This is a genomic window from Roseateles amylovorans, from assembly GCF_025398155.2.
GTDB classification, from domain to species: domain Bacteria; phylum Pseudomonadota; class Gammaproteobacteria; order Burkholderiales; family Burkholderiaceae_C; genus Roseateles; species Roseateles amylovorans.
The window spans coordinates 5,900,568-5,925,745 of the sequence record NZ_CP104562.2 but is presented as its reverse complement, the minus strand read 5'-3'; the positions used below and the strand labels follow the sequence as shown (position 1 = coordinate 5,925,745).

At 67.5% G+C, this 25,178-nt stretch carries 19 protein-coding genes; 15 read left to right on the top strand and 4 right to left on the bottom strand.

What is annotated here, in order from left to right; all coding sequences use genetic code 11:
- Positions 1-10: 10 nt before the first annotated feature.
- Both N4261_RS24510 and N4261_RS24505 read left to right on the top strand, forming a co-directional pair.
- Positions 11-511 carry a CinA family protein gene (locus N4261_RS24510; protein WP_261757857.1) on the top strand — a complete coding sequence of 167 codons (501 nt, stop codon included), beginning with the start codon at positions 11-13 and terminating at the stop codon, positions 509-511.
- A gap of 68 nt (positions 512-579) precedes the next feature.
- Positions 580-1,656, top strand: a complete 1,077-nt coding sequence (locus N4261_RS24505) for a LacI family DNA-binding transcriptional regulator (RefSeq protein ID WP_261757855.1) — start codon at positions 580-582, stop codon at positions 1,654-1,656.
- 15 nt (positions 1,657-1,671) lie between these two features.
- Here the strand turns inward: N4261_RS24505 and N4261_RS24500 are convergent, their stop codons facing one another.
- Complete coding sequence (locus tag N4261_RS24500) at positions 1,672-3,228, bottom strand: tryptophan halogenase family protein (RefSeq protein WP_261757854.1); 1,557 nt, start codon at positions 3,226-3,228, stop codon at positions 1,672-1,674.
- A 303-nt stretch (positions 3,229-3,531) separates the two neighbouring features.
- Between N4261_RS24500 and N4261_RS24495 the strand changes: the two genes are divergently transcribed.
- The 7 genes from N4261_RS24495 (at position 3,532) to N4261_RS24465 (ending at position 12,484) form a co-directional block, all read left to right on the top strand.
- The gene (locus tag N4261_RS24495) at positions 3,532-5,985 is read left to right on the top strand and encodes a TonB-dependent receptor (RefSeq protein WP_261757853.1); all 2,454 of its coding nucleotides are present in this window, start codon (positions 3,532-3,534) and stop codon (positions 5,983-5,985) included.
- 61 nt (positions 5,986-6,046) lie between these two features.
- Positions 6,047-7,543 carry an ABC transporter substrate-binding protein gene (locus N4261_RS24490; protein ID WP_261757852.1) on the top strand — a complete coding sequence of 499 codons (1,497 nt, stop codon included), beginning with the start codon at positions 6,047-6,049 and terminating at the stop codon, positions 7,541-7,543.
- A 63-nt stretch (positions 7,544-7,606) separates the two neighbouring features.
- Positions 7,607-8,551 carry a carbohydrate ABC transporter permease gene (locus tag N4261_RS24485; protein ID WP_261757851.1) on the top strand — a complete coding sequence of 315 codons (945 nt, stop codon included), beginning with the start codon at positions 7,607-7,609 and terminating at the stop codon, positions 8,549-8,551.
- Positions 8,538-9,422: a carbohydrate ABC transporter permease gene (locus N4261_RS24480; RefSeq protein ID WP_261757850.1), complete on the top strand. Its 885-nt coding sequence runs from the start codon at positions 8,538-8,540 to the stop codon at positions 9,420-9,422. The genes N4261_RS24485 and N4261_RS24480 overlap by 14 nt, the downstream gene beginning before the upstream one ends.
- A gap of 34 nt (positions 9,423-9,456) precedes the next feature.
- Positions 9,457-10,854, top strand: coding sequence for a GH1 family beta-glucosidase (locus N4261_RS24475; protein ID WP_261757849.1), 1,398 nt, complete (start codon positions 9,457-9,459; stop codon positions 10,852-10,854).
- Between the two features lie 47 nt (positions 10,855-10,901).
- Positions 10,902-11,912: a glucokinase gene (glk, locus tag N4261_RS24470; RefSeq protein ID WP_261757848.1), complete on the top strand. Its 1,011-nt coding sequence runs from the start codon at positions 10,902-10,904 to the stop codon at positions 11,910-11,912.
- Between the two features lie 11 nt (positions 11,913-11,923).
- Positions 11,924-12,484: a nuclear transport factor 2 family protein gene (locus tag N4261_RS24465; protein WP_261757847.1), complete on the top strand. Its 561-nt coding sequence runs from the start codon at positions 11,924-11,926 to the stop codon at positions 12,482-12,484.
- A gap of 181 nt (positions 12,485-12,665) precedes the next feature.
- Here N4261_RS24465 and N4261_RS24460 read toward each other — a convergent pair whose 3' ends face one another.
- The gene (locus tag N4261_RS24460) at positions 12,666-14,687 is read right to left on the bottom strand and encodes a M13 family metallopeptidase (RefSeq protein WP_261757846.1); all 2,022 of its coding nucleotides are present in this window, start codon (positions 14,685-14,687) and stop codon (positions 12,666-12,668) included.
- 319 nt (positions 14,688-15,006) lie between these two features.
- Here N4261_RS24460 and N4261_RS24455 point away from each other — a divergent pair, with 319 nt between their 5' ends.
- On the top strand, positions 15,007-15,825 hold the full coding sequence (locus N4261_RS24455; protein WP_261760840.1) for an enoyl-CoA hydratase-related protein: 819 nt from the start codon (positions 15,007-15,009) through the stop codon (positions 15,823-15,825).
- 76 nt (positions 15,826-15,901) lie between these two features.
- Positions 15,902-17,461, top strand: coding sequence for a 3-hydroxyacyl-CoA dehydrogenase (locus N4261_RS24450; protein WP_261757845.1), 1,560 nt, complete (start codon positions 15,902-15,904; stop codon positions 17,459-17,461).
- Between the two features lie 151 nt (positions 17,462-17,612).
- On the opposite strand, the gene N4261_RS24445 is transcribed toward N4261_RS24450, so the two are convergent.
- Positions 17,613-18,449 carry an IclR family transcriptional regulator domain-containing protein gene (locus N4261_RS24445; protein WP_261757844.1) on the bottom strand — a complete coding sequence of 279 codons (837 nt, stop codon included), beginning with the start codon at positions 18,447-18,449 and terminating at the stop codon, positions 17,613-17,615.
- A 678-nt stretch (positions 18,450-19,127) separates the two neighbouring features.
- Positions 19,128-20,327: a 3-oxoadipyl-CoA thiolase gene (gene pcaF / locus N4261_RS24440; RefSeq protein ID WP_290428842.1), complete on the bottom strand. Its 1,200-nt coding sequence runs from the start codon at positions 20,325-20,327 to the stop codon at positions 19,128-19,130.
- Between the two features lie 188 nt (positions 20,328-20,515).
- Between pcaF and N4261_RS24435 the strand changes: the two genes are divergently transcribed.
- The 4 genes from N4261_RS24435 (at position 20,516) to N4261_RS24420 (ending at position 25,177) form a co-directional block, all read left to right on the top strand.
- The gene (locus tag N4261_RS24435) at positions 20,516-21,811 is read left to right on the top strand and encodes an HD-GYP domain-containing protein (RefSeq protein WP_261757842.1); all 1,296 of its coding nucleotides are present in this window, start codon (positions 20,516-20,518) and stop codon (positions 21,809-21,811) included.
- A gap of 2 nt (positions 21,812-21,813) precedes the next feature.
- Positions 21,814-23,937, top strand: a complete 2,124-nt coding sequence (locus N4261_RS24430) for a putative bifunctional diguanylate cyclase/phosphodiesterase (RefSeq protein WP_261757841.1) — start codon at positions 21,814-21,816, stop codon at positions 23,935-23,937.
- Positions 23,938-24,115: 178 nt separating this feature from the next.
- Positions 24,116-24,454, top strand: coding sequence for a DUF1840 domain-containing protein (locus N4261_RS24425; protein WP_261757840.1), 339 nt, complete (start codon positions 24,116-24,118; stop codon positions 24,452-24,454).
- A complete protein-coding gene (locus N4261_RS24420; protein ID WP_261757838.1) occupies positions 24,455-25,177 on the top strand; it encodes a histidine phosphatase family protein in 723 nt (240 codons plus the stop codon).
- Position 25,178: the final 1 nt, after the last annotated feature.

The following is a 25,178-nucleotide window of genomic DNA, read 5'->3' as shown; positions in this document are numbered from 1 at the left end:
GGAGAGAGGCATGCTGTTACCCGAAGAATCCGAACTGATCGAGCGCGTCGCGCTGGCGCTGATCCAGCGCAAGGAGCGCATGGGCACGGCCGAGTCCTGCACCGGCGGACTGATCGCCGCCGCCTGCACCAGTTTGGCCGGATCCAGCCAGTGGTTCGAGCGCGGCGTGGTGAGCTACAGCAATGAGGCCAAGACGGAACTGCTGGGTGTCCCCGCGGCCTTGATCGGGCTGCACGGCGCCGTGAGCGGCGAGGTGGCCGAGCAGATGGCACGCGGGCTGGTGGCCCACGCGCCGGTGGACTGGGCCTTGGCGGTCACCGGCGTGGCGGGCCCGGGTGGCGGCAGCGAGGCCAAGCCGGTCGGCACCATCTGGCTGGCGTTGATGCACGGACGCACCCGGGTGCGGGTCTGGCGAGAGCACTTCAGCGGCGATCGCCATGCGGTGCGCGAGCAGACGGTGCGCGCCGGGCTGCAGGCACTGTGCGATGCGCTCGAGGACCGCGACAGCTGAGACTCGCCAGCACCCGCGGCCCGGCGATGGCACACTGCGGCGACACCCCTGGGGACTCTCACCCTGCCATGCCGCCCAAATCAGCCACCATCATCGATGTCGCCCGCGAAGCCGGGGTCTCGATCAAGACCGTCTCCCGCGTGGTCAACCAGGAGTCCGGCGTCCATTCCGAGACCCGCGAGCAGGTGCTGCAGGTCGTGGCCCGGCTCAACTACCGGCCCAAGCAGTCGGCCCGCAGCCTGGCGGGCGGGCGCTCCTTCCTGATCGGCCTGCTCTACTACGATCCCAGCGCTGCCTTCGTCGGCGGGGTGCAGCAGGGCGCGACCCTGCGTTGCCGGGAGGCCGGCTATCACCTGGTCGTCGAATCCCTGCACAACGATGCCCCCGACCTGGCGATGCAGGTGGACCGCATGGTCTCGGCCTTGCGACCGGACGGCATGATCCTCACCCCGCCGCTGTGCGACAACCCGCAGGTGCTCAAGGCGCTGCGCGACAACCACACGCCGTGCGTGCTGATCTCGCCGGCGGCCGACAACCCGGACTTGCCCAGCGTCCGCATGGATGACATCCATGCCGCCGAAGAGATCACCAACCTGCTGATCAGCCTCGGTCACCAGCGCATCGCCATCATCAAAGGCGCCAAGGACCAGGTGGCCGCCAAGCGGCGCCACCAAGGCTATCTGGCCGCCCTGAAGTCGCACCGCATGGCGCTCGACAAAGACCTGGTGGTGCAGGGCGACTTCACCTTCGATTCCGGCGTGGAGGCGGCCTATCAGCTGCTGAGCCGGCGCCAACGCCCGACCGCCGTCTTTGCCAGCAATGACGACATGGCGCTGGGCGTGCTGGCGGCGGCGCAGCGGCTGGGCCTGGCGGTGCCGGGGGATCTGTCGATCGTCGGCTTCGACGACACGCCGGCTGCCTCGCGCGTCTGGCCGCCGCTGACCACGGTGCGTCAGCCGATGGATGAAATGGCACGCGCAGCGGTGGACCTGCTGGTCGGCGGCGCCGGCGGCGGTCGGGGCGATGCCGCCGCGCCGAGCGGGGCCGAGCGCCGCGCGATGCACCGCGTGCTCAAGCATGAGCTGATCGTGCGGGATTCGACGGCCGCCTTGTCGGCCAAGCCGTCGAGGCTCAAGAAGGCTTGATGCAGGCCTGCCGGCTCAGGCGGCCAGCTTCACCCCGGCCTTGCTCATCATCTGATCGATCAGGGCACGATGCGGCGGCAGGTCTCGCCGCGCATGGGCACCCAGCGCGGCGATCGCCTGGAACTCCTGCCGGGCCTCCGTGCCTCGCCGCAATCCGGCGCGCGCGGCGCCGAGCTCGGTCTTGAACTCCATGCCGTAGAGCACGTATTGCCAGCTCGCCGGCAGGTACATCTCCAGGTCGGTGATGAAGTCCAGCCGCTGCGGCGGCCGGCTGCGCCACATCGCCAGGCGCTCGCGCAGCGCGTCGGGGAAGCTGGCGGGATCGGCGTTGTCGCGCCAGAAGGCGGTGTCGCGGCGTTGGGTCAGGCCGTAATGCAGCTTGATGAAATCGACGATGCGGGCATAGCGTTCCCGCATGAAGTCATTGAAGTGGCGGGCCACCGGCGCCATGTCGCCGTCGAACGGGAACAGATGGCTGATGAGGTAGGCCGCCGTTTCGATCAGGCCGATGCCCGAGGATTCCAACGGCTCAAGGAAGCCGCCGGAGAGCCCGACCGCCACGCAGTTCTTCACCCATTGGGTCTCGCGGTAACCGACGTTGAGCACCAGGCGGCGTGGTGACAGCGCCTCCGACGCCGGGCCGATGTAGCGCCGCAGCACCTGCTCCGCCGCGTCGTCATCGGTGTGGCGGCTGCTGTAGACATGGCCGATGCCGCGCCGCTCCTGCAGGCCGATGTCCCAGGTCCAGCCGTTCTCCTGCGCTGTGGCGATGGTGCAGGAGGCGATCGGCGTGTCGGGGCGCTCGTAGGGCACCTGCATCGCCAGGGCGCGGTCGACAAACAGCACATCGTTCACTGACTTGAACGGCGAGCCCATCGCCTCGCCGATCAACCGGGCCCGGAAGCCGCTGCAGTCGATGTAGAGATCGGCGGTCAGCGGGCCTTTTTCCTGGGTGTGCACGGCCGCAATCGCGCCGTGTTCATCGAGATCGACCCGATCCACCGTGGCCACCACCCGCCGCACGCCGAGCGCCTGGCCCTGCTCCGCCAGCAGCGTGGCAAAGCGGCCGGCATCGAAGTGATAGGCATAGTTCAGCGGCCCCATGAAGTCGGCGTCGCCGACGCGCTTGGGGCCATGGCGGGCGTCCACCACCGCCTTCTGCAGCGTCACCGCCTCGGCGAAGGCCACGCCCGGACCGGCGTCGCCCTGCAGCCAGTACGGCAACAACTCGGGGGCACCGGGCCGCTGGCTGGGCAGACTGAACGGATGGAAGTAATGGTCGTGACCGGGCACGCCGGGCGGCCGCACCCAATGGTCGAAGCGGATGCCCTGCTTGAAGGTGGCGGAGCAGGCCTGCAGAAAGCGCGCTTCGGAAATGCCGATGGCGGCGAGCGTGCCGCGGATCGAGGGAAAGGTGCCTTCGCCGACGCCGATGATTCCGATGTCGCTGGATTCCACCAGCGTGATCCGGATGCCGCCGTGTGAGGTGCCCAGATGGCGGGCGAGGAAGGCGGCCGTCAGCCAGCCGGCCGTGCCGCCGCCGACGATGAGAACGTCCTGGATGGGCTTCATGCGCTTGTCTCCGCAATGCAGTGGCGGGTCCGTCGATCGCGCGATTCCAACACCCTGCAAGGGGCCGAGTGTCGCGTCGTCATCGGGATCCCGACCGTTTGTGGTGCCGATGCATCGTTTGTCGCGCCGCCGCCTCGGGGACAGCGTAGCGGGACTACGAGGGAACTACGGGTAAATGATAGTGCCGCAAATGACAACGATGTCAATCTTCCCGTTGACAACGTTGTCATGGCTTGCCTACGATGTATTCAAATTACAAGAACAAGCGGTAAAGAGCTTCCAAAAGCCCACCCTGGAGACAACATGAGTGCTACCCCATCCCGCCGGCCGCGCTTCGGTCTGGCTACCCCCGTCCACCTTGCCGTTCTCGCGCTGATGGCTGGCGCTGTTCACGCCCAGTCCGGCCCCAACGACAGTCCGGCGCCCGCGCCCCAACAGGAATCCTCGACCACCGCGTCGGGCTCGAGCGACGCTCGAGAATCCAAGGCGCTGCCGCAGGTGGTGGTCACCGCCACCAAGCGTGCCAGCTCGCTGCAGAAGACGCCGGTGTCGGTCACCGCGATCAGCGCCTCCACCCTGGAAGACGCCCACGTCAAGAACCTGCTGGATGTGTTCAACCTGGTGCCCAGCATGCAGGGCACCGGCCAGGGTGACCACGGCATCGTCAGCATCACCTTGCGCGGCATCGGCAACGACTCGGCCAAGACCGAATATGCGGATCCGGAAGTCGCCCTGTTCGTGGACGGCGTCTTCGCGCCGCGCCCCGAAGGCGCGGCCACGCTGCTGTTCGACCTGGACGGCGTGGAAGTCCTGCGCGGCCCGCAGGGCACGCTGTGGGGCCGCAACTCCACCGTCGGCGCCATCAACATGAAGACGGCCAAGCCGGTGCTGAAAGACCAGTCCGGCTACTTCGAAGGCGGCACCGGCAGCTACAACCGCCTGGGCGTGAAGGGCGCGGTCAACATCCCGCTGACCGACACCGCCGCGATGCGCGTGGCCTTCATGCATGAGCAGCATGATGGCTACGTCGACTACCAGAAGCCGACCCAATACACGCTGGCGCAACAGCAAGCGGCGTACTCGGCCTCGAATGGCGGCAGCCTGGCTGGCTTCCAGCCCATCAACTACAACCTGTTCGTCACCGGCGGTCCGAAGTACAACGCCCAGGATCAGACTGCAGCCCGCCTGAGCTTCTTGTGGAAGCCGACCAGCCAGTTCCGCTGGGACCTGTCGCTGGAGCAGTTCGCCGATCGCGGCACGCCCGCGATGAGCCTGATGCAGACGCCGCGCGCCGGCCAGAACTTCTGGTCCGCGCTGATCGACACCGCGCCCACGCTCAAGCGTGATTCCACCTCGGTGCGCAGCCGCATGGAATACGACCTGGGCGGCATGGCCCTGGCGTATGTGGCCGGCTACACCCATTTCAAGGGATCGGGCACCTACGACCAGGACGGCGGCGTCAATGTGCCGACCAGCTTCACCACCGGCGCCACCTACCAGGCCAACAACACCGTGTGGACCAGCTATCGCAGCTCCAGCCATGAGCTGACGCTGCAAAGCACCGAGAAGCAGACCATCGACTGGGTGCTGGGCCTGTATTACGCGGCGGAAGACAATGCCATCCGCTTTGACATCCCCATCATGAACGGCACTCAGCAGGGCACCGTGAGCTGGCAGGGGTCGTTCATCCAGCCCAAGGAGACGGTCGATTCCAAGGCGGTCTTCGGTCAGGCGACCTGGAACCTCACCGATGCGTTCCATGTGACCGGTGGTCTGCGCTACACGCACGACGATCGCAAGAACATTGGTGGCCGTGGCTGGACCTGGGCCGGCAACGCCGCCGCGCCGCAGATCCCGTTGAACCCGACGATCGACCCGACCGATCCGGCCAACGGCTACACCGCCGGCAACATCAACGATGCCCACTACACCGGCAGCAAGACGACCTGGCTGGCCCGCGCCGCCTACGACCTGAGCAAGACGCAGATGGTCTACGGCAGCATCGCCACCGGCTACAAGTCGGGCGGCTCCGGCGACGGCGGCCTGCTCTACGGTCCGGAAACGCTGACCAACTACGAGGTCGGCTACAAGACCACGCTGTGGGATGGCCGCATGACCTTCAACGTCAGCGCTTACCACATGAAGTTCAAGGACTTCCAGTTCAGCGCACCGGTCATCGTCAACGGCAACCGCCAGTTCGCCTACAGCAATGCCGAAGGCGCGAAGGTCTCCGGCCTGGAAGTGGAAAGCGCCGTGCTGATCACGCCGGACGACCGTCTGCAGTTCAGTGCCAGCTACACCAAGACCAAGCTGGGGCAACTGGTGGCCGCGTCCAACGACTATGCGCTGCCGACCTGCTTCGATGCGACCCTGGGTGGCAACTGCGTGGACGTCACCGGCAACGACCTGCCGCATGCGCCGAAGTTCGCGCTGCAGCTGATGTACGAGCACACCTTCCCGCTGTCCAACGGCGATCAGATCGCGCCGCGCATCAGCTTCCACTACCAGACCGCCAACTGGCTGTCGGTGTTCAACCTGGGCGAGGGCGACCGTCAGAAGGCCTATTCCACGGCCGACATCAGCCTGCGCTACAGCTCGAAGAAGAACTGGTATGTGGACGGCTTCGTTCGCAACGTCTCCGACGAGAAGATCAAGACCAGCGCCGGCAGCTCGGGCAGCTACGCGAACAACCCGATCTGGAGCGCACAGTACGCGCCGCCGCGGACGTTCGGCGTGAACGCTGGCTACAACTTCTGATGCCCGCATGAGGTCGTCCGTCGAGCCCGCGCCTGGCGTCCCTGCCGATCTCACCGATCCCATGGACCCGATCGCTGTCTCGATGGACACCCCCGAGGCCGCCCCGATGGCGGCCCGCGAGGAGGTGACTGCGGTCGCGCCTCGTGGGTGGTCGTCGGCGGCGGCCTCGGCGTTGATGACGTCGGATTTGTCGTTGTCTTTATCGTCGCCGTCGCCGTCGCCGTCGCCGTCGCCGTCGCCGTCGCCGTCGGCCTTGTCCGTGCAGTTGCCGCGCCGCCGCGTGACGGCCGCCGCCATCGCCACGGGACTCGCACTGGCCTGTCCCGCCGCGCCCGCGCTGGCGGGCATCTTCGGCCGGGACGAGCCGCCCGCGACCCCGACCTTGCGCGTGGCCACCTTTCCGGATCTGGATCGCGCGGCACAAGCCGCCGCCGCACGCTGGGCCGCGTTGCGCCCGAACGTGCCGCTCAAACTCAGTTCCCTTCAGTACGCCGACCATCACCTGGCGATGACCACCGCCCTGGCTACCGGCTCCGGCCTGCCTGACGTGATGGCCATCGACCTGCGCTACATCGGCAAGTTCGCCGCGTCGGGCGGCTTTGTCGACCTGGATCAGGCGCCGTACCACGCGGCGGCGCACGCGTCGGACTACGCCCGCTTCGCACTCGCGCAGGGCCGCGGACCGGGCCTGACCAGCCAGATCGCCTTGCCCGCGGACATCGGCCCGGGCACGCTGCTCTATCGCAAGGACGTGCTGGACAAGGCCGGCGTGTCCGAGGCGGAGCTCACCCACGACTGGACCACCTACCTCGCTGCTGGCCAACGCATCAAGGCCCGCACCGGCGCCTTCCTGTTCGGCAATGCCGGCGACCTGCGCGACATCGCGCTGCGCCAGGGGCTGCGGGACGGCGAAGGCATCTACTTCGATGCCGAGGGCCGCGTGCTAGTGGACTCCGAACGCTTTCATCGCGCCTTCGAGCTGGGTCGCACGGCGCGTCGGGCCGGGCTGGATGCGCGCGCCATCGCCTGGAGCAATGACTGGGCCGCCGGCTTCAAGCAAGGCCGTATCGCCACCACCATGATCGGTGCCTGGCTGGTCGGGCACCTGCGCAACTGGCTCGCGCCGGAAACCGCCGGGCTGTGGCGTGCGGCGCCGCTGCCCGGCGGCGTCAAGGCCGCCTATGGCGGGTCGTTCTATGCGATTCCCAAGAAGGCGCAGAACAAGGCCGCCGCCTGGGATTTCATCCGCATGATGACCGCCCACCCCGGCGTTCAGCTGCAGGCGCTGCAGGTGCTGGACAGCTTCCCGGCGCTGGTGTCGGTCTACCAGGATCCGGTGATGGATGAGGCAATCGCCTTCTTAGGCGGTCAGCGGGCGCGGCAGATGTGGCGCGACACGGCGGTCAGCATCCCGGCGATTCCGGTGCATCGCTTCGATGCGCTGGCCACCGACATCATCCGCGACGAATTCGAGAAGGTCATCGCGCGTGGCAAGGACATCGCGGTCGCCTTGGCCGATGCGCGCTCGCTGCTGGAGCGCCGCGCGCGCCGCCGCTGAAGAAAGCCGCCCATGATGCGCCGCGCTTCGTTGTCCACAGGGTCGCGCCCGTCCTCACGCGGCATGCGCGCACGAGGCTGGGCGCCTTACCTGTTCCTGGCGCCGTTCTTCGTGGTGTTCCTGGTCTTCGGGCTCTTCCCGCTGCTGTTCTCGATCTACCTGTCCTTCCAGCAATGGAACCCGGCCGAGGGTCTGCACACGATGCACAGCGTCGGGCTGGAGAACTACTGGTACGCGATCACCGATCCCTGGTTCCACGACTCGCTGCTCAACACCCTGTGGTTCGCGCTGGTGTCCGGCGCACCGCAGCACCTGGTGGCGCTGCCGCTGGCGTACTTCATCCATCGGCAGGTCAAGCGCGGCCGCGATCTCCTGGTGGGCGCCTATTTCGTGCCCTACATCACCTCCAGCGTGGCCATCGCGCTGATCTTCAGCACGCTCTATTCCAAGGACTACGGGCTGATCAACGCCGCCCTGTCGGAGCTGACCCGGCTGCCGTTCATCGGCAGTCCGCTGGAGGCGGCGCAGCTCGCCCGTGGGGGGCCGATCGACTGGCTGGGCGATGCGGACACCACCCGGCCTGCGGTGGCCTTCGTCGTGTTCTGGCGCTACCTGGGCTGGAACCTGGTGCTGTATCTGTCGGCGCTGCAGGTGATCGACCAGGACCTCTACGAGGCGGCGACCCTGGATGGCGCGTCCACCTGGCAGCAGTTCCGCCATGTGACGCTGCCGCTGCTCAAGCCGATGATCTTCTTCGCCGTGACGCTCACGCTCATCGGCAACTTGCAGCTGTTCGAAGAGCCCTTCATCCTGGTCGATTCAGAGAAGGGTGTGAGCCAGTCGGTGATGACCAGCGCGATCTTCATGTACCGGCTCGCGTTCAACGACGGCGACTTCGGCACCGCCTCCGCGGTGTCGTGGCTGCTGTTCATCCTCATCGCCGCGCTGACCTGGCTGAATGCCCGGCTGTTCGGCCGTGATGCGCGAGGTGCCCATGAAGCGGGCTGACGTGATGCCGCAACCCTTGCCCGCGGGCCGGGACGCCTGGCCTGGGCGCGCGTGGCTGTCGCGACCCTGGCTGGCCTGGACGCTGATCCTGGCGGGCGCGGCGGTGCTGGTCGCGCCGCTGTACTTCACCTTCGTGTTTGCCACTCACGGGCGCACCGAGATCTTCAACTCGCCGCCGCCGTTGTGGTTTGGCAGCCAGGCGCTGTCCAACCTGCATCTGCTGGAGGAACGGCTGCCGTTCTGGCGCAACCTGGGCATGAGCCTGTATGTGGCCGGCATGACCACGCTGCTCAACCTGCTGCTGTGCTCGATGGCTGGCTATGCCTTCGCCATCTATCAGTTCCGCTTCAAGCGCCCGCTGTTCGCGCTGGTGCTGGGCTCGATGATGCTGCCGAGCTTCCTGCACATGATCCCCAGCTTCATGGTGATGGATGCGCTGGGCTGGATCGACGAACCCCGCGCGCTGTATGTGCCGGCGGCCGCCAGCGCGCTGGGCATCTTCCTGATGCGGCAATACATCGGATCGGCGATTCCGCGCGACCTGATCGATGCGGCCCGCATGGATGGCTGCAGCGAGTTCCGCATCTTCCGCAGCGTGGTGCTGCCGCTGCTCAAGCCCGCACTCGGCACCTTGGGGCTGATCACTTTCATCGCCTCCTGGAACAACTTCGTCGCACCGCTGGTGGTGATGCGCTCGCCCGAGCACTACACCCTGCCGCTGGCGCTGCGCTCGATGCAGACCCCCAACAACACCGAATGGGGCGCACTCATGATCGGCAGCGCCATCGCGATGCTGCCGCTCCTGGTCGCCTATGTCCTCAGCGCACGGCGCCTGGTCTCCGGCCTCACCGCCGGCGCGGTGCGCGGCTGATGCCCGATCGGCCCTCACAACGATCTTTCTCGCCATGAACTCACCGACCATGAAACCGCTCGACTCCACCCCCGCGACCGACACGGCCCTGATCCGCGACCTGATCCAGGCCCTGCCCGCCGATTTCCAATGGGGCTCCGCCACCAGCGCCGCCCAGATCGAGGGTGCTGCCCGCGAGGACGGCAAGGGCGAATCGATCTGGGACCGGTTCTGCGCCCAGCCCGGGCGGATCAAGGACAGCTCCAACATCGACGTGGCCTGCGACCATTACCGACGCTATCCCGAGGACGTGGCGCTGATGAAGTGGCTGGGCCTGCAGGCCTACCGCTTCTCGTTCTCCTGGCCGCGGGTGCAGCCGCTGGGCCGCGGCGCCTGGAACGAGGCCGGCTTCGCCTTCTATGACCGGCTGATCGATGAACTGCTTGCCGCCGGCATCCGCCCGCATGCGACGCTCTATCACTGGGATCTGCCGCAGGCCCTGGATGACGGCATCGGTGGCTGGCTGTCCCGCGACGTGGTGCCGCTGTTCGCGGACTATGCCGCCGAGATCGCGCGCCGCTTCGGCGACCGCCTGGCCAGCATCGCCACCTTGAACGAACCGTGGTGCTCCGCCACCCTGGGCTATGAGACGGCGCAGTTCGCGCCGGGTCACACCAGCCGCGCGGAAGCGGTGCAGGTTTCCCACCATCTGCTGATGGCCCATGGCGCGGCGATGCAGGCCATGCGGGCGGTCGGTCCGAAGGCGCAGCTGGGCATCGTGCTCAATCACACGCCGTCGTTCCCGGCCAATCCGGAGAGCGAGGATGACCGCCGCGCCGCACGCATCGACGACGGCACCAATGTGCGCTGGTACATGGACCCGGTCTTCCGCGGCCAGTACCCCGCCGACATCATCGAGTACCTCGGCGCGGACGCCCCGAAGATCCAGCCCGGCGACCTGGCGCTGATCCAGCAACCGCTGGATTTCCTGGGCGTCAACTTCTATACCCGCAGCTTGCTGAACGGCCAGAACGGTCAGCAGTCGATGGTCACGCCGCCGGCTGAGCTCGGGCTCACCGACATGGGCTGGGAAATCTATCCGCAGGCGCTGACCCAGCATCTGCTGCGCATCACCCGCGAGTACACGCCGCCGCCGATCGTCATCACCGAGAACGGCATGGCCAATGCGGACAGCGTGGTCGACGGCCGGGTCAACGACGAGGCCCGCATCGCCTACCTGCGCGGCCACCTGTCGGCCGTGGCGCAGGCGGTGGCGCTGGGCGCGGATGTGCGGGGCTATTTCTACTGGAGCCTGCTGGACAACTTCGAATGGAACTCCGGCTACCTGAAGCGCTTCGGCCTGTTCCATGTCGATTACGCCACCCAGCAGCGCCTGGCCAAGGACAGCGCGCATTGGTATCGCGGCGTGATCGAGCAATTCAAGACGCGTTGAATGGTTGTGGGCATGCAGCGATCGAGGCGTGATCCGGAGCGCCTGCGATGAGCCCGTCGGAGTCGACGACGCGCAGCCGTGGATCGTCCGCGCGGCTGCTCGCGGACGTCGGCGGGACGCATGTGCGCTTCGCCAGCCAGTGCACGGCGGAGGGGCCGTTGGAACACCTGGCGCGCTATGCCTGCCGGGATTTCGACAGCCTGGCCGATGCCATCTTCTATCACCTGCATCGCGAGGGCCTGGCGCGTCCGCACAGCTGCGCGATCGGCATCGCCACGGCGATCACCGGCGACCATGTGCGGATGACCAATCACCACTGGAGCTTCTCCACCAAGGCGCTGCAATCGGCGCTGGGGGCCGAGCGTCTGTTGGTGCTCAATGATTCGACCGCCCTGGCGCTGTCCCTGCCGGCGCTCGATGCGCAAGCGCTGCGCCAGGTTGGCGGCGGGCAGGCGGTGGCGGGCGCGCCGATGGGGCTGGTCAGTCCCGGCACCGGGCTGGGCGTGTCGGGGCTGTTGCCGACGCTGGATGGTGAACGCTGGGCTGCGGTGGGCGGTGAGGGCGGTCATGTCACGCTGACCTCCTACGAGCCCGAGGAGCAGGCGGTGCTGGATCGACTGCAGCGGCGCTTCGGCCATGTCTCCGCCGAGCGCGCGGTCTCGGGACCCGGCTTGGAGAATCTCTATCAGGCCCTGGCCGAGATTCGCGGGCTGGTGCTGGCGCCCGGTGAGGGCCGTGATGCCCCCGCGATCACCACGGCCGCGTTGTCCGGCGAGACCTTCAGCAGCGAAGTGCTGCGCATGTTCTGCGGTTTGCTGGGCGATGTGGCCGGCAATGTCGCCCTGACGCTGGGCGCGCGCGGGGGGCTCTACATCGGCGGCGGCATCGTGCCGCGCCTGGGCCGGTGGCTGGACGAGAGTCCGTTCCGCGCGCGCTTTGAATCCAAGGGCCGATTCACGGCCTTTCTTCGGGCGATTCCGACCCTGGTGGTGCAACAGGCCGATCAGGCCGCGCTGCTGGGGGCGGGTCGCGCGCTCGACCGTAGTGTGGGCCATTGATGAGGCGCCTGATGGATCGCCATCAGACCGACAACCATCGGCCCGAAGAGGTGGAGGGAGACGTGCTGGTGGCGCTGGTCGGCGACGAGGCCGAGGCGTCGCCCTCCCTGGCGACCTGCGGGACCGAGCCCGCAGGCTCGCCGGTTGTTCCGGTGGTGGCGAATCCGTTGCGTGCGCCGCTTCGGGACCCGGTGTTCCATCGCCTGGTCGCGCTCGAACGCACCCTGCATCGGCCACAGGTCCGACGAGACCGGCAGCGGCTGGATCAGTTGCTGCATGAGCAGTTCGTGGAAATCGGCTATTCCGGGCGGCGCTACACCAAGGTCGATCTGCTGGTGAAGCTGCCGGCCGAACGCGCAGACGGCAATGAGATCCGGGCGCAGGACTTTGAATTGAACTTCCTCTCGCCCGACCTGTTGCTGCTCGCCTATCGCTGCGCCCATCGGCATCCGGACGGCACGATGACGCGCTTCAGCTACTGCAGCTCATTGTGGGAGCGCCAGGGCGGCGAATGGCGCTTGCGCTTTCATCAGGGCACGCCCACGCAGGCCTTCGAGACGCCGCTCTGGTGAAGGCGCCCAGGCCCGCCGGGCGTGCGCATCCCCTGTGGCCAGGACATGCGCCTGCGCCGTGCGCTTGCTCAATGCGCACCGCCCATGAAAAAGGGCCGCTGTTGCGGCCCTCGAGGGTCGGGTCGGGATGACGGGGACCTGCCCCTCACCCGCCTGCGGGCGAGGCCCGCAGGGGTCGGCCTCACCAGATGCGGATGCGCTCTTCCGAGGGCTTGAACATCTTGTCGCCCGGCTTGGTCTTGAAGGCTTCATGGAAGCCGTCATGGTTGACCGCGGCGCCATTGGCGCGGAACTCCGGCGGCGAATGCGGGTCCACGGTCAGCAGTTGCAGCTTGCGTTCCTCGCGGGCCTTCTCGCGCCAGGCTTGTGACCAGCCCATGAAGAAACGCTGCTCACCGGTGTAGCCGTCGATCACCGGCGCGGGCTTGCCGCCCAGCGAGCGCAGATAGGCCTTGTAGGCGACCTGCAGACCCGACAGGTCGGCGATGTTCTCGCCCAGCGTCAGCTTGCCGTTGAGGTGTTTGCCGGGGATCGGCTCATAGCCTTCGTACTGGGCGACCAGCTTGGCGCCGATGGCGTCGAAGGCCTTGCGGTCGTCGTCGGTCCACCAGTTGCGCAGCGCGCCGTCGCCGTCGAACTGGCTGCCCTGGTCGTCAAAGCCGTGGCTGATCTCGTGGCCGATCACCGCGCCGATGGCGCCGTAGTTGACCGCGTCATCCGCCTTCGTGTTGTAGAACGGCGGCTGCAGGATCGCCGCGGGGAAGACGATCTCGTTCATTGTCGGGTTGTAGTAGGCGTTCACCGTCTGCGGCGTCATCAGCCATTCCCGGCGATCGACCGGCTTGCTGGCCTTGGCCGCCTGACGCTTCCATTCGAACTGGGCCGCGCGCAGGCCGTTGTTGAGCGCATCGCCGGCGCGGATTTCCAGCGCGTCGTAGTTGCGCCAGTTGTCCGGATAGCCGATCTTCACCATGTACTTCGACAGCTTGTCCTGGGCCTGCGCCTTGGTCGCGGGCGTCATCCAGCTGAGCTTGTCGATGGACGCCTTGTAAGAGGCCAGCAGGTTGTTGACCAGGGCCAGCATGCGGGCCTTGTCCGCCGGCGGGAAGTAGCGCTGGACATAGACCTCGCCGACGGCTTCGCCGAGTGCGCCGTTCACATTGCCCACGGCCTGCTGCCAGCGCGGCTTCTCGCTCTTGGCGCCGGTCAGCGCCGCGCCGTGGAAGGCGAAGTGCGCATCACGGAAGGCCTTGGGCAGCGTGTCGGCGGCACCGTCGAGCGTCTGCAGCGTCAGGTAGAGCTTGATGTCGTCCAGCGACGCGTCGCCCAGGATCTTGGCCGCACCCACCAGGTAGCTCGGCTGGGAGGCCGAGAGCTTGTCCAGGCCCGGCAGCGACGCGGCGGTGAAGAAGGCGTTCCAGTCGAAGCCGGGCGCCTGCTTGATCAGCTCGGCCGGCGTCATCGGGTTGTAGAGCTTGACCGGGTCGCGGTTCTCGACCTTGTCCCAGTGCACTTCGGCCAATCGGTGCTCCAGCGCGATCACGCGCTTGGCCGCACCCGCCGGGTCCTCGATGCGGGCCAGGCGAGCCAGCGTCTCCAGGTAGTTCTGGTAGGCGCCGCGGGCCTTGGCCAGCCGTTCGTCGTCGGCCTTGAGGTAGTAGTCGCGGTCCGGCAGACCCAGGCCGCCCTGCCAGGTGACCAGGCGATTGATGGTGGGGTCCTTGAAGTCGGCGTCGATCGTCAGGGGCACTGGCGTGTTGATCACACCGGTCTGACGGCCCATCCAGACCGCGAGCTGCTCGCGGTTCTCGATGGCGGCGATGCTGTCGAGCAGCGGCTTGACCGGCGCCAGACCGGCCTTGTCGATGGCGGCGGTGTTCAGGTAGGCGGCGTAGTAGTCGCCGACCTTCTGTTCCACCGAGCCGGGCTTGCCCTTCTTCTTGGCCAGCTCTTCAACGATGCCGCGCACCCGCTTGTCGGACAGATCGCCCAATTGCACGAAGGTGCCGTAGGACGACTTGTCACCCGGGATCTCGGTGCTGGAGAGCCAGTGGCCGTTGGCGGCGCGGAACAGGTCATCCTGAGGCCGGACCGACTTGTCGAAACCGGGCAACGCCAGCCCGGACTGCGGCGGCGCCGCCATGGCGGAACCGCCCAGATGCATCAGCAGGGCCAGGGTGGTGAGACGGAGAGCATTCTTCATCGCAAGCAGGAATCTGAGCGTGGGCCGGGCCCGACGAAGCCCACAGCCTATGCCAAAAGGCACGGCGTGCCAAAAGGCAGGAGTCGGGGAAGACCCTCATCCGGCTGTCCTCTGTTTCGGGCCGGTCAGCCCCTGCGCTGGGCGCGGCCGTCCGGGCTGGGCGCGGTGCGATGTGCGGGCTCGAAGTCCACCACGCAGCGGAACCCACGCGCCTGTCGAACTCACCGCTTGTGGACGGCTCGTGCGCCCCGGAGGCACCCGCCATGTCGGCTGCGATACTGCCCGCAAACAATGGAGTGGCATCGTGGAGACCTTGCAGATGACAACCGATGCGCGGGGCGTCGCCCGCGTGATGATGAACCGGCCGGCGGTGTTCAACGCCTTCAACGAGGCCATGATCGGCGAACTGGACGCGGCCTTTGCGGCGCTGGCCGAGGACGCGTCGGTGCGGGTGATCGTCCTGTGCGGCGCCGGCAAGTCGTTCAGCGCGGGCGCGGACATCCAGTGGATGAAGCGTGCGTCCGAGGCGACGCAGGCCTGGAATCTGGAGGACGCGCGCCGCTTCGCCGGCATGCTCGACCGCATCGCCCGCTGCCCCAAGCCGACGGTGGCGCGGGTCCATGGTCTCGCGCTGGGCGGCGGTGTGGGTCTGACGCTGGCCTGTGACATCGCCATCGCCTCGGGCAGGGCGACGTTCGCGGTCAGCGAGGCGCGACTCGGCATCCTGCCGTCGGTGATCGGGCCGTATGTGATTAACGCGGTGGGGCCGCGGCAGGCACGCCGCCTGGCCCTGACGGCCGGGCGCATCGATGCCCGCGAAGCGCTGCAGTTGGGCCTGGTCCAGCAGGTGGTGGGCGAGGGCGATGGACCGGGCACGGAGGGCGCGGACGGCGCCGAGGCGACCGCGCTCGATCTGGCCGTTGACGCCTGTGTCAGCGATCTGCTGGCCAGCGGTCCTCAGGCGCAGGCAGAAATCAAGACGCTGTTTGCACAACTCGCCGCGGGACCGATCACCGAACAGGTGCGGGAACTGACGGCCCAGACCATCGCGCGGGTGCGCATGGGGGCGGAAGCCAAGGAAGGCTTTGCGGCCTTCTTCGACAAGCGGCCTGCCGGATGGGTGCCCCAGGGGGACTGAGGCCGGTTCGGCGAGGATCAGTGCGAATCACCGCCGCAGGCTGCGGCGGTGTCGACCATCACAAGAGGAGACAGGAATGACAGACGCGACGCTGGACTGGCGCGTGAGCACGGCCGCCCCGGCACAAGCCCCAGTGGCGGTGATCGGTGCGGGCGTGATGGGGGCCGGCATTGCCCAGGTGGCGGCCCAGGCCGGCCATCCGGTGTGGCTGATGGACCTGCGCGAAGGCGCCGCCGAGGCTGCAATTGCGCAGGTGAGGCAAGCGCTCGGCGGGCTGGTCACCAAGGGCCGGATGGCGGCCGAGGAGCGCGAGGCGGTGCTGGCCCGGCTGCGTCCCGCGAGCGAACTGGCCTTGCTCGCCGATGCGGCCCTGGTCATCGAGGTGATCGTCGAGCAGTTGGCGCCCAAGCAGGCCCTGCTGCGCGAGCTCGATGCGCTGCTGCCGCCGCAGGCGCTGATCGCCTCGAACACGTCGTCCATCAGCATCACCGCGTTGGCCAACGGCATGCGGACGCCGCAGCGGCTGGTCGGCATGCATTTCTTCAATCCGGTGCCGCTGATGAAGCTGGTGGAGGTGGTGTCGGGCGCCGAGACCGAGGCCTCCGCCGCCCAGGCGATCGAGCAACTGGCGCGTCGCTGGGGCAAGACGCCGGTGCATGCGGCCTCGACGCCGGGCTTCATCGTCAATCGCATCGCGCGTCCCTATTACGCGGAGACGCTGCAGCTGCTGCAGGAGCAGGCGGCGACACCGGCGGCGCTGGATCGGGCGCTGCGCGGGGCCGGCTTCCGGATGGGGCCGTGCGAGCTGATGGACCTGATCGGCCATGACACCAACTATCTGGTGACGCAATCGGTGTTCGAGGCGAACTACGGCGACAAGCGCTATCAGCCCTCGCTGGTGCAGAAGGCGCTGGTGGACGGTGGTCGGCTCGGCCGCAAGGTCGGCAAGGGCTTCTATGACGGTGTGCCCGCCGCCGCGGCGCCCCGCAGCGCCGAGGCGACGCCCGGCGAAGACGGCGAAGACGGCGCGAGCCTCGATCCGAGCGGTCTCGTGCTGGCCGGGCAGGGCGTGTGGAGCGATCGGCTCGCCGGGTGGATGACAGCCCGCGGGGTGTCATTCCATCGAGATCCGACGGCGGATTGGCAAGGCCTGGCGATCGAGGAATTGCAGCTGCACGTCACGCGCGGCCGCAGTGCAGCGCAATTGGCGCATGAGCGCGCGCAGCCTGCGCTGGCCGTGATCGACTGGCCGCTGGCGCCCGATCGGATCGATGGCCTGCCCATCAGCTTTGGCCCGAAGGTGGAACGGCCTGAGCGCGAGCGCGCCCAGGCGCTGCTGGCACGGCTCGGATGGGTGGCCTTGGTCTGGCGCGATGTGCCTGGGCTGGCCGTGGCGCGCACCGTGGCCATGTTGGTCAACGAAGGCGCGGATGCGGTCTGGCAGGGCGTGTGTGACGAGGCCGGTGCCGACACCGCCATGAAGCTTGGGGTGAACTATCCGGCCGGACCATTCGAGTGGCTCGAACAGGTGGGCGCGCCGGTGGTGGTGGACCTGCTCGACGGGCTGTTCACCACCTATCGCAGCGAGCGCTACCGCATCAGTCCGTTGTTGAACCAGCGGGTCTGGGGCGCCTGAAGCGCGCAGGACGCGCTCGGCGGCGAGCGGCTCCGGGCGGCGGCTCGCTGGCCGAGTGACACGTGTCGTTTCCTGGGCCCAATGCAAAGAGCGGCCTCATGGGCCGCTCTTTGCGCAACAACTTGAGAGCGCGTCTGCGCCGTCGTCTGCCTTACAGCAGCATGCGCAGGTGGGCCTGGGCCTGCAGCAGCGGCGGCAGGCAATGTTCCACCATCTGCTCCATGCTCATGCGCGAGGCATGCACGCTGATGGCCATGGCGGCCACGGTGTCGCCCTTGTAGTTCTTCAGCGGCACGGCGACGGTGCGCAGGCCTTGCTCAAGTTCCTGGTCGATCAACGCATAACCCTGGGCGCGGGCGCGGGCGATCTCGATGCGCAGGCGTTCCGGATGGGTGATGGTGTGGGGCGTCAGCGCCGTCAGTTCCTGGCGGGCGATGAAGGCGTCCACCTCGGCTTGCGGCTGGGCCGCCAGCAGCACGCGGCCGTTGCCGGTGCAATGGGCCGGCACCCGGGTGCCGGGCTGCAGCGTCGGGGACACCACGCGACCGGCGCTGGTCGCGGAGATGCAGATCACATCGTTGCCGTCCAGCACGCCCGCGGACGACGCCTCTTTCATCGCATAAGCCAGCTTGTGCAGCTCGGGCTCGATGATGCGCGGCAGGCGGGCGGAGTGCATGTAGCTCTGACCCAGGCGCAGGACCTTGGGCGTCAGGGCAAACATCTTTCGGTCTTGCGACACGAAGCCCAGGTGGGTCAGCGTGAGCAGGTAGCGACGGGCTGCCGCGCGGGTCAGGCCGGTGCGGCCGGCGACTTCGCTGATGGTCAGCCGGGGGCGTTCCTGGTCGAAGGCCTCGATCACCGCCAAGCCTTTCTCCAGGCCGGCCACCAGGTCGCGCTTGAGCGGACCGGTGCGCTCTTCAGCGGGGGTGTCAGGGGTGGTGGGGACCGTCAGGGCGGTCAGATCATCATGAGCTCGAGCAGCGGACATGGCAGACAAAACGTGCGTTTGACGCCCAAAGCTGCTGGGCGTAAGCAGGTGATGTCCAGGACTATAGGGACAACCCCGTGAAGAATGTTTGCCGAGGCAATCGTTTTATCTGAAGTTCGCACACTTGCGCACCAACTTGGTTCTTTTGTGACGCATGTCGCCCCACGCTCCTACTTTCAGGCGTGTCGTGGGCGATATCCAAAACAAAAGGGTGAAGCCGCAGGTGTGATGTGCGTTCAGCGGGGAGGAAGCAGTCCGACATCAGCGCGCGGGTCGCATACCTCACATATATGAGCGATATGCGCCACCGATCGAAGTCAGTATCCCATGCACTGTGCGATTAACGAGTACGTGGTCCCACGTGATGCCATGATGATTTTTCAGCATCTGTTAAGTTTTGGTGATGCCTGACGGCGTACGTTCGAAAACGGAACGAAATCATTCGAAATGTGCCGCTCGAAACCTCCCCGCGTCCACGGAAAGGACGGGTGAAGGTCAAGCCGCCCGTCCTGACGCCATCGCAGGACCAGCGCCGGTTGCGCTCACGTGGTGGCCCTCTTCGGCCCTCTATATAGAGAGGCGAGGGCCGCGTGGAGAGGTGAGGGCAGTTTGACCGCACAGGCCGCGTTCGGCGGCCGTACGAGAACCGTGGTCGGCGTCCGTGCGCGTCCGAGGGCGTCAGACGCGCTCGACCACCACCGCGATGCCCTGACCGACGCCAATGCACATGGTGCACAGCGCATACCGCCCCCCGCTGCGGTGCAGCTGGTTCACCGCGGTGGCCACGAGTCGCGCCCCGCTGGCCCCCAGGGGATGGCCCAGCGCAATGGCGCCGCCGTTGGGATTGACCCGCGGATCGTCGTCCTGCAGACCCAGGTCGCGCAGTACGGCCAGGCCCTGCGCCGCGAAGGCTTCGTTGAGCTCGATGACGTCCATCTGGTCCAGCGTCAGGCCGACCTGCGCCAGCACCTTGCGGCTGGCCGGGGCCGGGCCGATGCCCATGATGCGCGGCGGCACGCCGGCCACCGCCATACCCAGCACCCGCGCGCGCGGCGTCAACCGATGTCGGCCGATCGCCGCCTCGCTGGCCATCAACAGGGCACAGCTGCCGTCATTCACGCCGGACGCATTGCCGGCGGTCACGCTGCCGTCCGGGCGGACCACGCCCTTGAGCCGGGCCAGCGCCTCCAAACTGGTCTCACGCGGATGCTCGTCCTGGCGCACCACCACCGGGTCGCCCTTCTTCTGGGGGAGGGTGACCGGACAGATCTCGTCGTCGAAGACGCCGCCGCGCTGGGCCGCCAAGGCCTTGGTCTGGCTGGCCAGCGCCATGCGGTCCTGCGCGTCGCGCGGGATGCCGAATTCGGCGGCGACGTGCTCGGCCGTTTCCGGCATCGAATCGACACCGTGCTGCGCCTTCATCCTGGGATTGATGAATCGCCATCCGATGGTGGTGTCGTAAATGGCGTTGGCCCGTGAAAACGCGCTCTCGGCCTTCGGCATCACGAAGGGCGCGCGGCTCATGCTTTCCACGCCGCCGGCGATCAGCAGATGGGCTTCTCCCGCCCGGATGGCCCGCGCGGCGGTCCCGACGGCATCCATGCCCGAGCCGCACAGCCGGTTGAGTGTCATGCCGGGCACCTCCACCGGCAGCCCGGCCAGCAGGGCCGACATGCGGGCCACATTGCGGTTGTCCTCGCCGGCCTGGTTGGCGCAGCCGTAGAAGACGTCGTCCAGCGCGGACCAATCAAGCGTCGGATGGCGCGCCATCAGGGCCTGGATCGGCAGGGCGCCCAGATCGTCCGCGCGCAGCGAGGACAGGGCGCCGCCGTAGCGGCCGAAGGGGGTGCGCTGGGCGTCACAGATGAAGGCGTGCATGACAGTCTCCGGAATCTTCATGAGAATGCTGATCTCGGGGGATCATAGGGGGGCGGAAAAAGGCGTGACAAGTTGCACGCTTGCGGGTTGAACGTCGGCGACATCGCCTGAATGGCCGGAATTTCGCTTAAGTTGCGCCCCTTGCCCGCCGAAGCACTGACGAGGGCACCCGGACCCGTGGAAGAAAAATGAAGGACAGATCGGCCGATCCGTTGATCGATGTAAGCCAGCTCAAGGTGGGGATGTTCATCCACCTCGATCTCGGCTGGATGTCGCATCCGTTTCCGCTGAGCAGCTTCAAGCTGAGCTCGGATGAGCAGCTGTTGATTCTTCGCCGGCTGGGTCTCAAGCAGGTGCGCTGGAGTCCGGGCAAGAGCGATCTGCCGATCGAGGCCACGCCGATGCCGGCGGCGTCTGCACCCGCCGCCGAGGTCATCGTCCCGGCGGCGACGGTCGAGGTGGAAGACCAGGAGCTGGCCCGTCATCGCCGCCTGCTGGCCGAGCAGCGCGATGCCTTGCAGCTCTGCGAACAGCAGTATGCGGAAGCCGCCGTCGCCCTGCGCGACCTGATGGAGCTGGTCCCCCGCGAGCCGCTGGATGCGCGCGATCGCTCCGCCGCGCTGTCGCGGGCGCTGCTCGACAAGATGCTGGTCGAGGGCGACATCAACATCCGTCTGCTCAACGAAGGCGCCGGCGACCGAGGCACCGCGCATGCGTTGAACGTGGCGGTGATTTCCATGTTGCTCGGCCGTGCCTTCGGCATGGTGCGCGATGAGATGCTGGACCTGGGCCAGGGCGCCCTGCTGCATGACATCGGCAAGATGGAAGTCACCCCGCGCTTCCGCCATCGGGATGACGGTTTCACCAGCGCCGAGGTCCAGGCCTATCAGCAGCATGTGGCCAAGGGCGTGGTGCTGGCTCAGAAAATGGGCGTCACGCCCGGTCCGCTGCTGATCATTGCCCAGCATCACGAGCATGCGGACGGCACCGGGTTCCCGCAGCACCTCAATGCGGACCGCATGAGCATCGGCGCCCGCATCGTGGCGCTGGTCAACCGGTTCGACGGCCTGTGCAATCCGCTGGTCGCCTCCAAGGCAATGACACCGCACGAGGCGCTGTCGCTCATGTTCGCCCAGGGGCGCAGCCGCTTCGATGCGACCATGCTCAATGCCTTCATCCGCATGATGGGCGTCTACCCACCGGGCTCGGCCGTCCAACTGACCGACGACCGGTATGCGATGGTGGTGGCGGTCAATTCCTCGCGCCCGCTCAAGCCCAAGGTGATGGTCTATGACCCGAAGGTGCCGCGCGAAGAGGCGCTGATCCTGAACCTGGAAGCGCTGCCGGATCTCGGCATCCGCCGCAGCGTCAAGCCTCAGCAACTGCCGCGCGCCGCACAGGACTACCTGTCGCCGCGCTCGCGCATTGCCTATTTCTTCGAAGCTGTTGGTCTGCCCGCTGCGCCCGGGGAGCTGGCGGCGTGATCGTGGATCGTCCTGCCAGCGTCGTGACGGCGCTGCCGCCGTCATTTCTGGCGATGATCGACGGACTGCAGGAAGCGGTCTGGCTGGTCGACGCCCAGACGCACCAGGTGCTGGCCGCGAATGCCGCCTCGCAGCAGTTGCTGGGTTTCCCGGCGCGGGCGCTGATCGGCCGCGCCATCGAATCACTGGCCACCACGCCCGAGGACACGCTCTTCTGGTCGGATGCCGCCGTCGGGCGCCGCGAAGGCCTTCATACCGACACCATGATGCGGCACGCCGACGGCCACCTGCTGTGGGCCTCTCGCCGCGTCAGCCATGTGGCGCTGCCGCAAGGCGACGGGCTGTGGATGGTCACGATGCGTGATCTCACCCGGCAACGCCAGCAGGACGAGGAGCGCGACACCCTGCTCGCGGAACTGCGGGCCACTTTGGAATCGACGGCGGACGGCATTCTGGTCACGGACCTGGCCGGTCGCATCTGCAACTTCAATCAGCGCCTGGCCACGCTCTGGGCCATCCCCGAACACCTGCTGACCGAGCGCAACGACCAGGCGGTGCAGGCCTGGATGCGCCGCAGCGTGGTCGACGGCGCTGCCTACGCGGCCCGGCTGTCCGCCATTCAGGAAGCCACGCTGCTGCACACCAGCGACCGTCTGAAATTGCTGGATGGCCGCGTGCTGGAGCGGGTGTCCTTGCCGCAGTGGAGCCGCGGGCGGCCGATCGGTCGGGTGTATTCATTCCGCGATCTCAGCGAAGCCCTGGCCGCGAACCAGCGCATCGAGGAGCTGTCTCACAACGACATGCTCACCGGACTGCCCAACCGGCGCGCGCTGATGGAGCGGGTGGAGTATGCGCAGGCCTTGGCGCGTCGCGAGGCCTCGCCGTTCGCGCTGTTGAATGTCGACTTGGATCGCTTCAAGCAGATCAACGACACGCTGGGGCATTCCTATGGCGACCGTGTCCTGAAGGAGGTCGCGTTGCGGTTGAAGGATTCGCTGCGTGAGGTGGACACCGTCGCCCGCCTGGACGGCGACCAGTTCGCCTTGCTGATCCATCAGGCCGACGCGCGCGGCGCCGAGCATGCGGCGCGCCGGGTGCAGGAGGCGATGTCGCAGCCCTTTTGTTTCGACACCTTGAGTTTCACCGTCACCTGTAGCACTGGCATGGCCGTGTTCCCGGGCGACGGCGCCTCTTCGGAAGCCTTGCTGGCCAGCGCCGAACGCGCGATGCACTGGGTCAAGGAGAGCGGTCGCGGCACCTTCCGGTTCCATCAGCCCCGCAAGGATGTGGACCTGCTGTCGCGCATGCGGCTGGACCATGCGATGCGGCAGGCGCTGCAGGAGCATGAGTTCCGGCTGCATTTCCAGCCGCAGATCGACATCGACAGCGGTCAGCTCATCGGCGCGGAAGCCCTGATCCGCTGGCGCGATCCGTTGCGGGGCGAGGTCTCGCCGGCCGAGTTCATCCCGGTTGCGGAGGAGAGCGGCTTCATCATCGCGATCGGGCAGTGGGTGCTGCAGCAGGCGGTGGCGCAGGCGGCGCAGTGGCTCCAGCTCGGGCTTCGGGTCCCCGTGGCGGTGAACGTGTCGGCCCTGCAGTTCCAGCAGGCGCAGTTCGTGGAGGGCGTGGCCCAGGCGCTGCGCGAAGTGGGTCTCCCGGCCGAGTTGCTGGAGCTGGAGCTCACCGAGTCCGTCCTGCTGCGCGACGCGGATGATGCGTTGCATCGCATGCAGGAGCTGGCGGAACTCGGCGTGTTGATCGCGATCGACGACTTCGGCACCGGCTATTCCAACCTCGGTTATCTGAAGCGGTTCCCGATTCAGCGACTCAAGGTGGACCGCAGTTTCGTGCGCGGCCTGCCGGATGACGCCAGCGATGCGGGCATCGTCAACGCCATTGTCCAGATGGGCCGTGCGCTGAACCTGAAGGTGATTGCCGAAGGCGTGGAAACCGAGGCGCAGCGGGCGTTCCTGTCGCGCTGCGGCTGCCATGAATACCAGGGCTTCCTCTGTGCCCCGGCGCTGGACGCGCGCGCCTTCGAGCACCGCTTCGGTCCGCCCGCGGCCACGGCCGACGGCGCGGCGGCGCCGGTGCGGTCGAACGTCCGCCTGCTGCGCGGCGCGTGAGTGCCAGGGCCGCGCCCCCGCGGTTGTGATGCGTGTCGCTCGTTTCAACCCGCGCATCGGGCGCTGTGGCCTTTACGGCCAAGCCTGATCTGTCCCCTGCCGTGTCCCTCGCCTGCTGGCTCGCCATGACGGCACAATGCCGTGAAAGGCTGCGTCATCTGTCAGCCAGGAGACAAGCGTGCTGTACAAGTTCAAATCGAAGGCGGGTGCCGATGTGATCATGCTGGCCGCCCACGGCGACCAAGCCCTGTCCGCGCTCGGACGCTCTCCCTCGCCCACGGGCATTTTTCAGCAGTCCGAACTGGCCGGGCTGATTGCGCAGGGTGAGGCCGCCATTGCCGAAGAGCAGCAGTCGCTCGACCGCACCGGTGCAGCCCGCGCGGACGACGACGCCCCCGACGACGAACCCAAGGCGCCCAAGCGACCGGACGTCACCCTGCGCCAGCGACTGTGGCCCTTGCTGGAGCTGATGCGCGCGGCCCAGGCGGCCCACACCGACGTCGTCTGGGGCGTCTGAGTGGAGCCCACACTGATCATTGCGGTGCGGCACGGCGAGACCGCCTGGAACCGCGAAGGGCGGCTGCAGGGGCATCTGAACCTGCCGCTGAACGCGCTGGGCGAGCGACAGGCACAGCGCCTGGGTGAGGCCTTGGCCGATCAGACCCTGCATGCGGTGTATGCGAGCGACCTGGACCGGGCCTCGGTCACGGCCCGCCACCTGGCCGCGCCGCATGGCCTTTTGGTCACGACAGACGCCCGGCTGCGGGAGCGCAGCTTTGGCGACTACGAGGGCAAGCGCTGGGTGGACATCGAAACCGAAGCCCCGGAGGCCGCTCTGCGCTGGCGCCAGCGCGATCCGGTCTTCGAGCCGCCGGGTGGCGAAAGCCTCACGACCTTCTATGCCCGATGCGTGGCGGCGGTGACTTCCTTGGCCGATGCGCATCCCGGCCAAACCATCGCCATCGTGGCCCATGGCGGCGTCATGGACTGTCTGTACCGCGCGGCCACCCGCATCGAACTGCAGGCGCCGCGCAGTTGGGTATTGGGCAATGCCAGCATCAATCGCCTGCTGTACTCGCCGCAGGGCTTCAGCCTGGTCGGATGGAACGACGACCATCACCTGCAAGGCCTGACCCTGGACGATCCAGGTGTCCCCGGCTTCATGCCGGGGGCGATGGTCGGGCGGGAAGACGCCGTCAGCAGCCATCCCGCGCGCCCTCAGGACACCGCCAAGGCCTGAT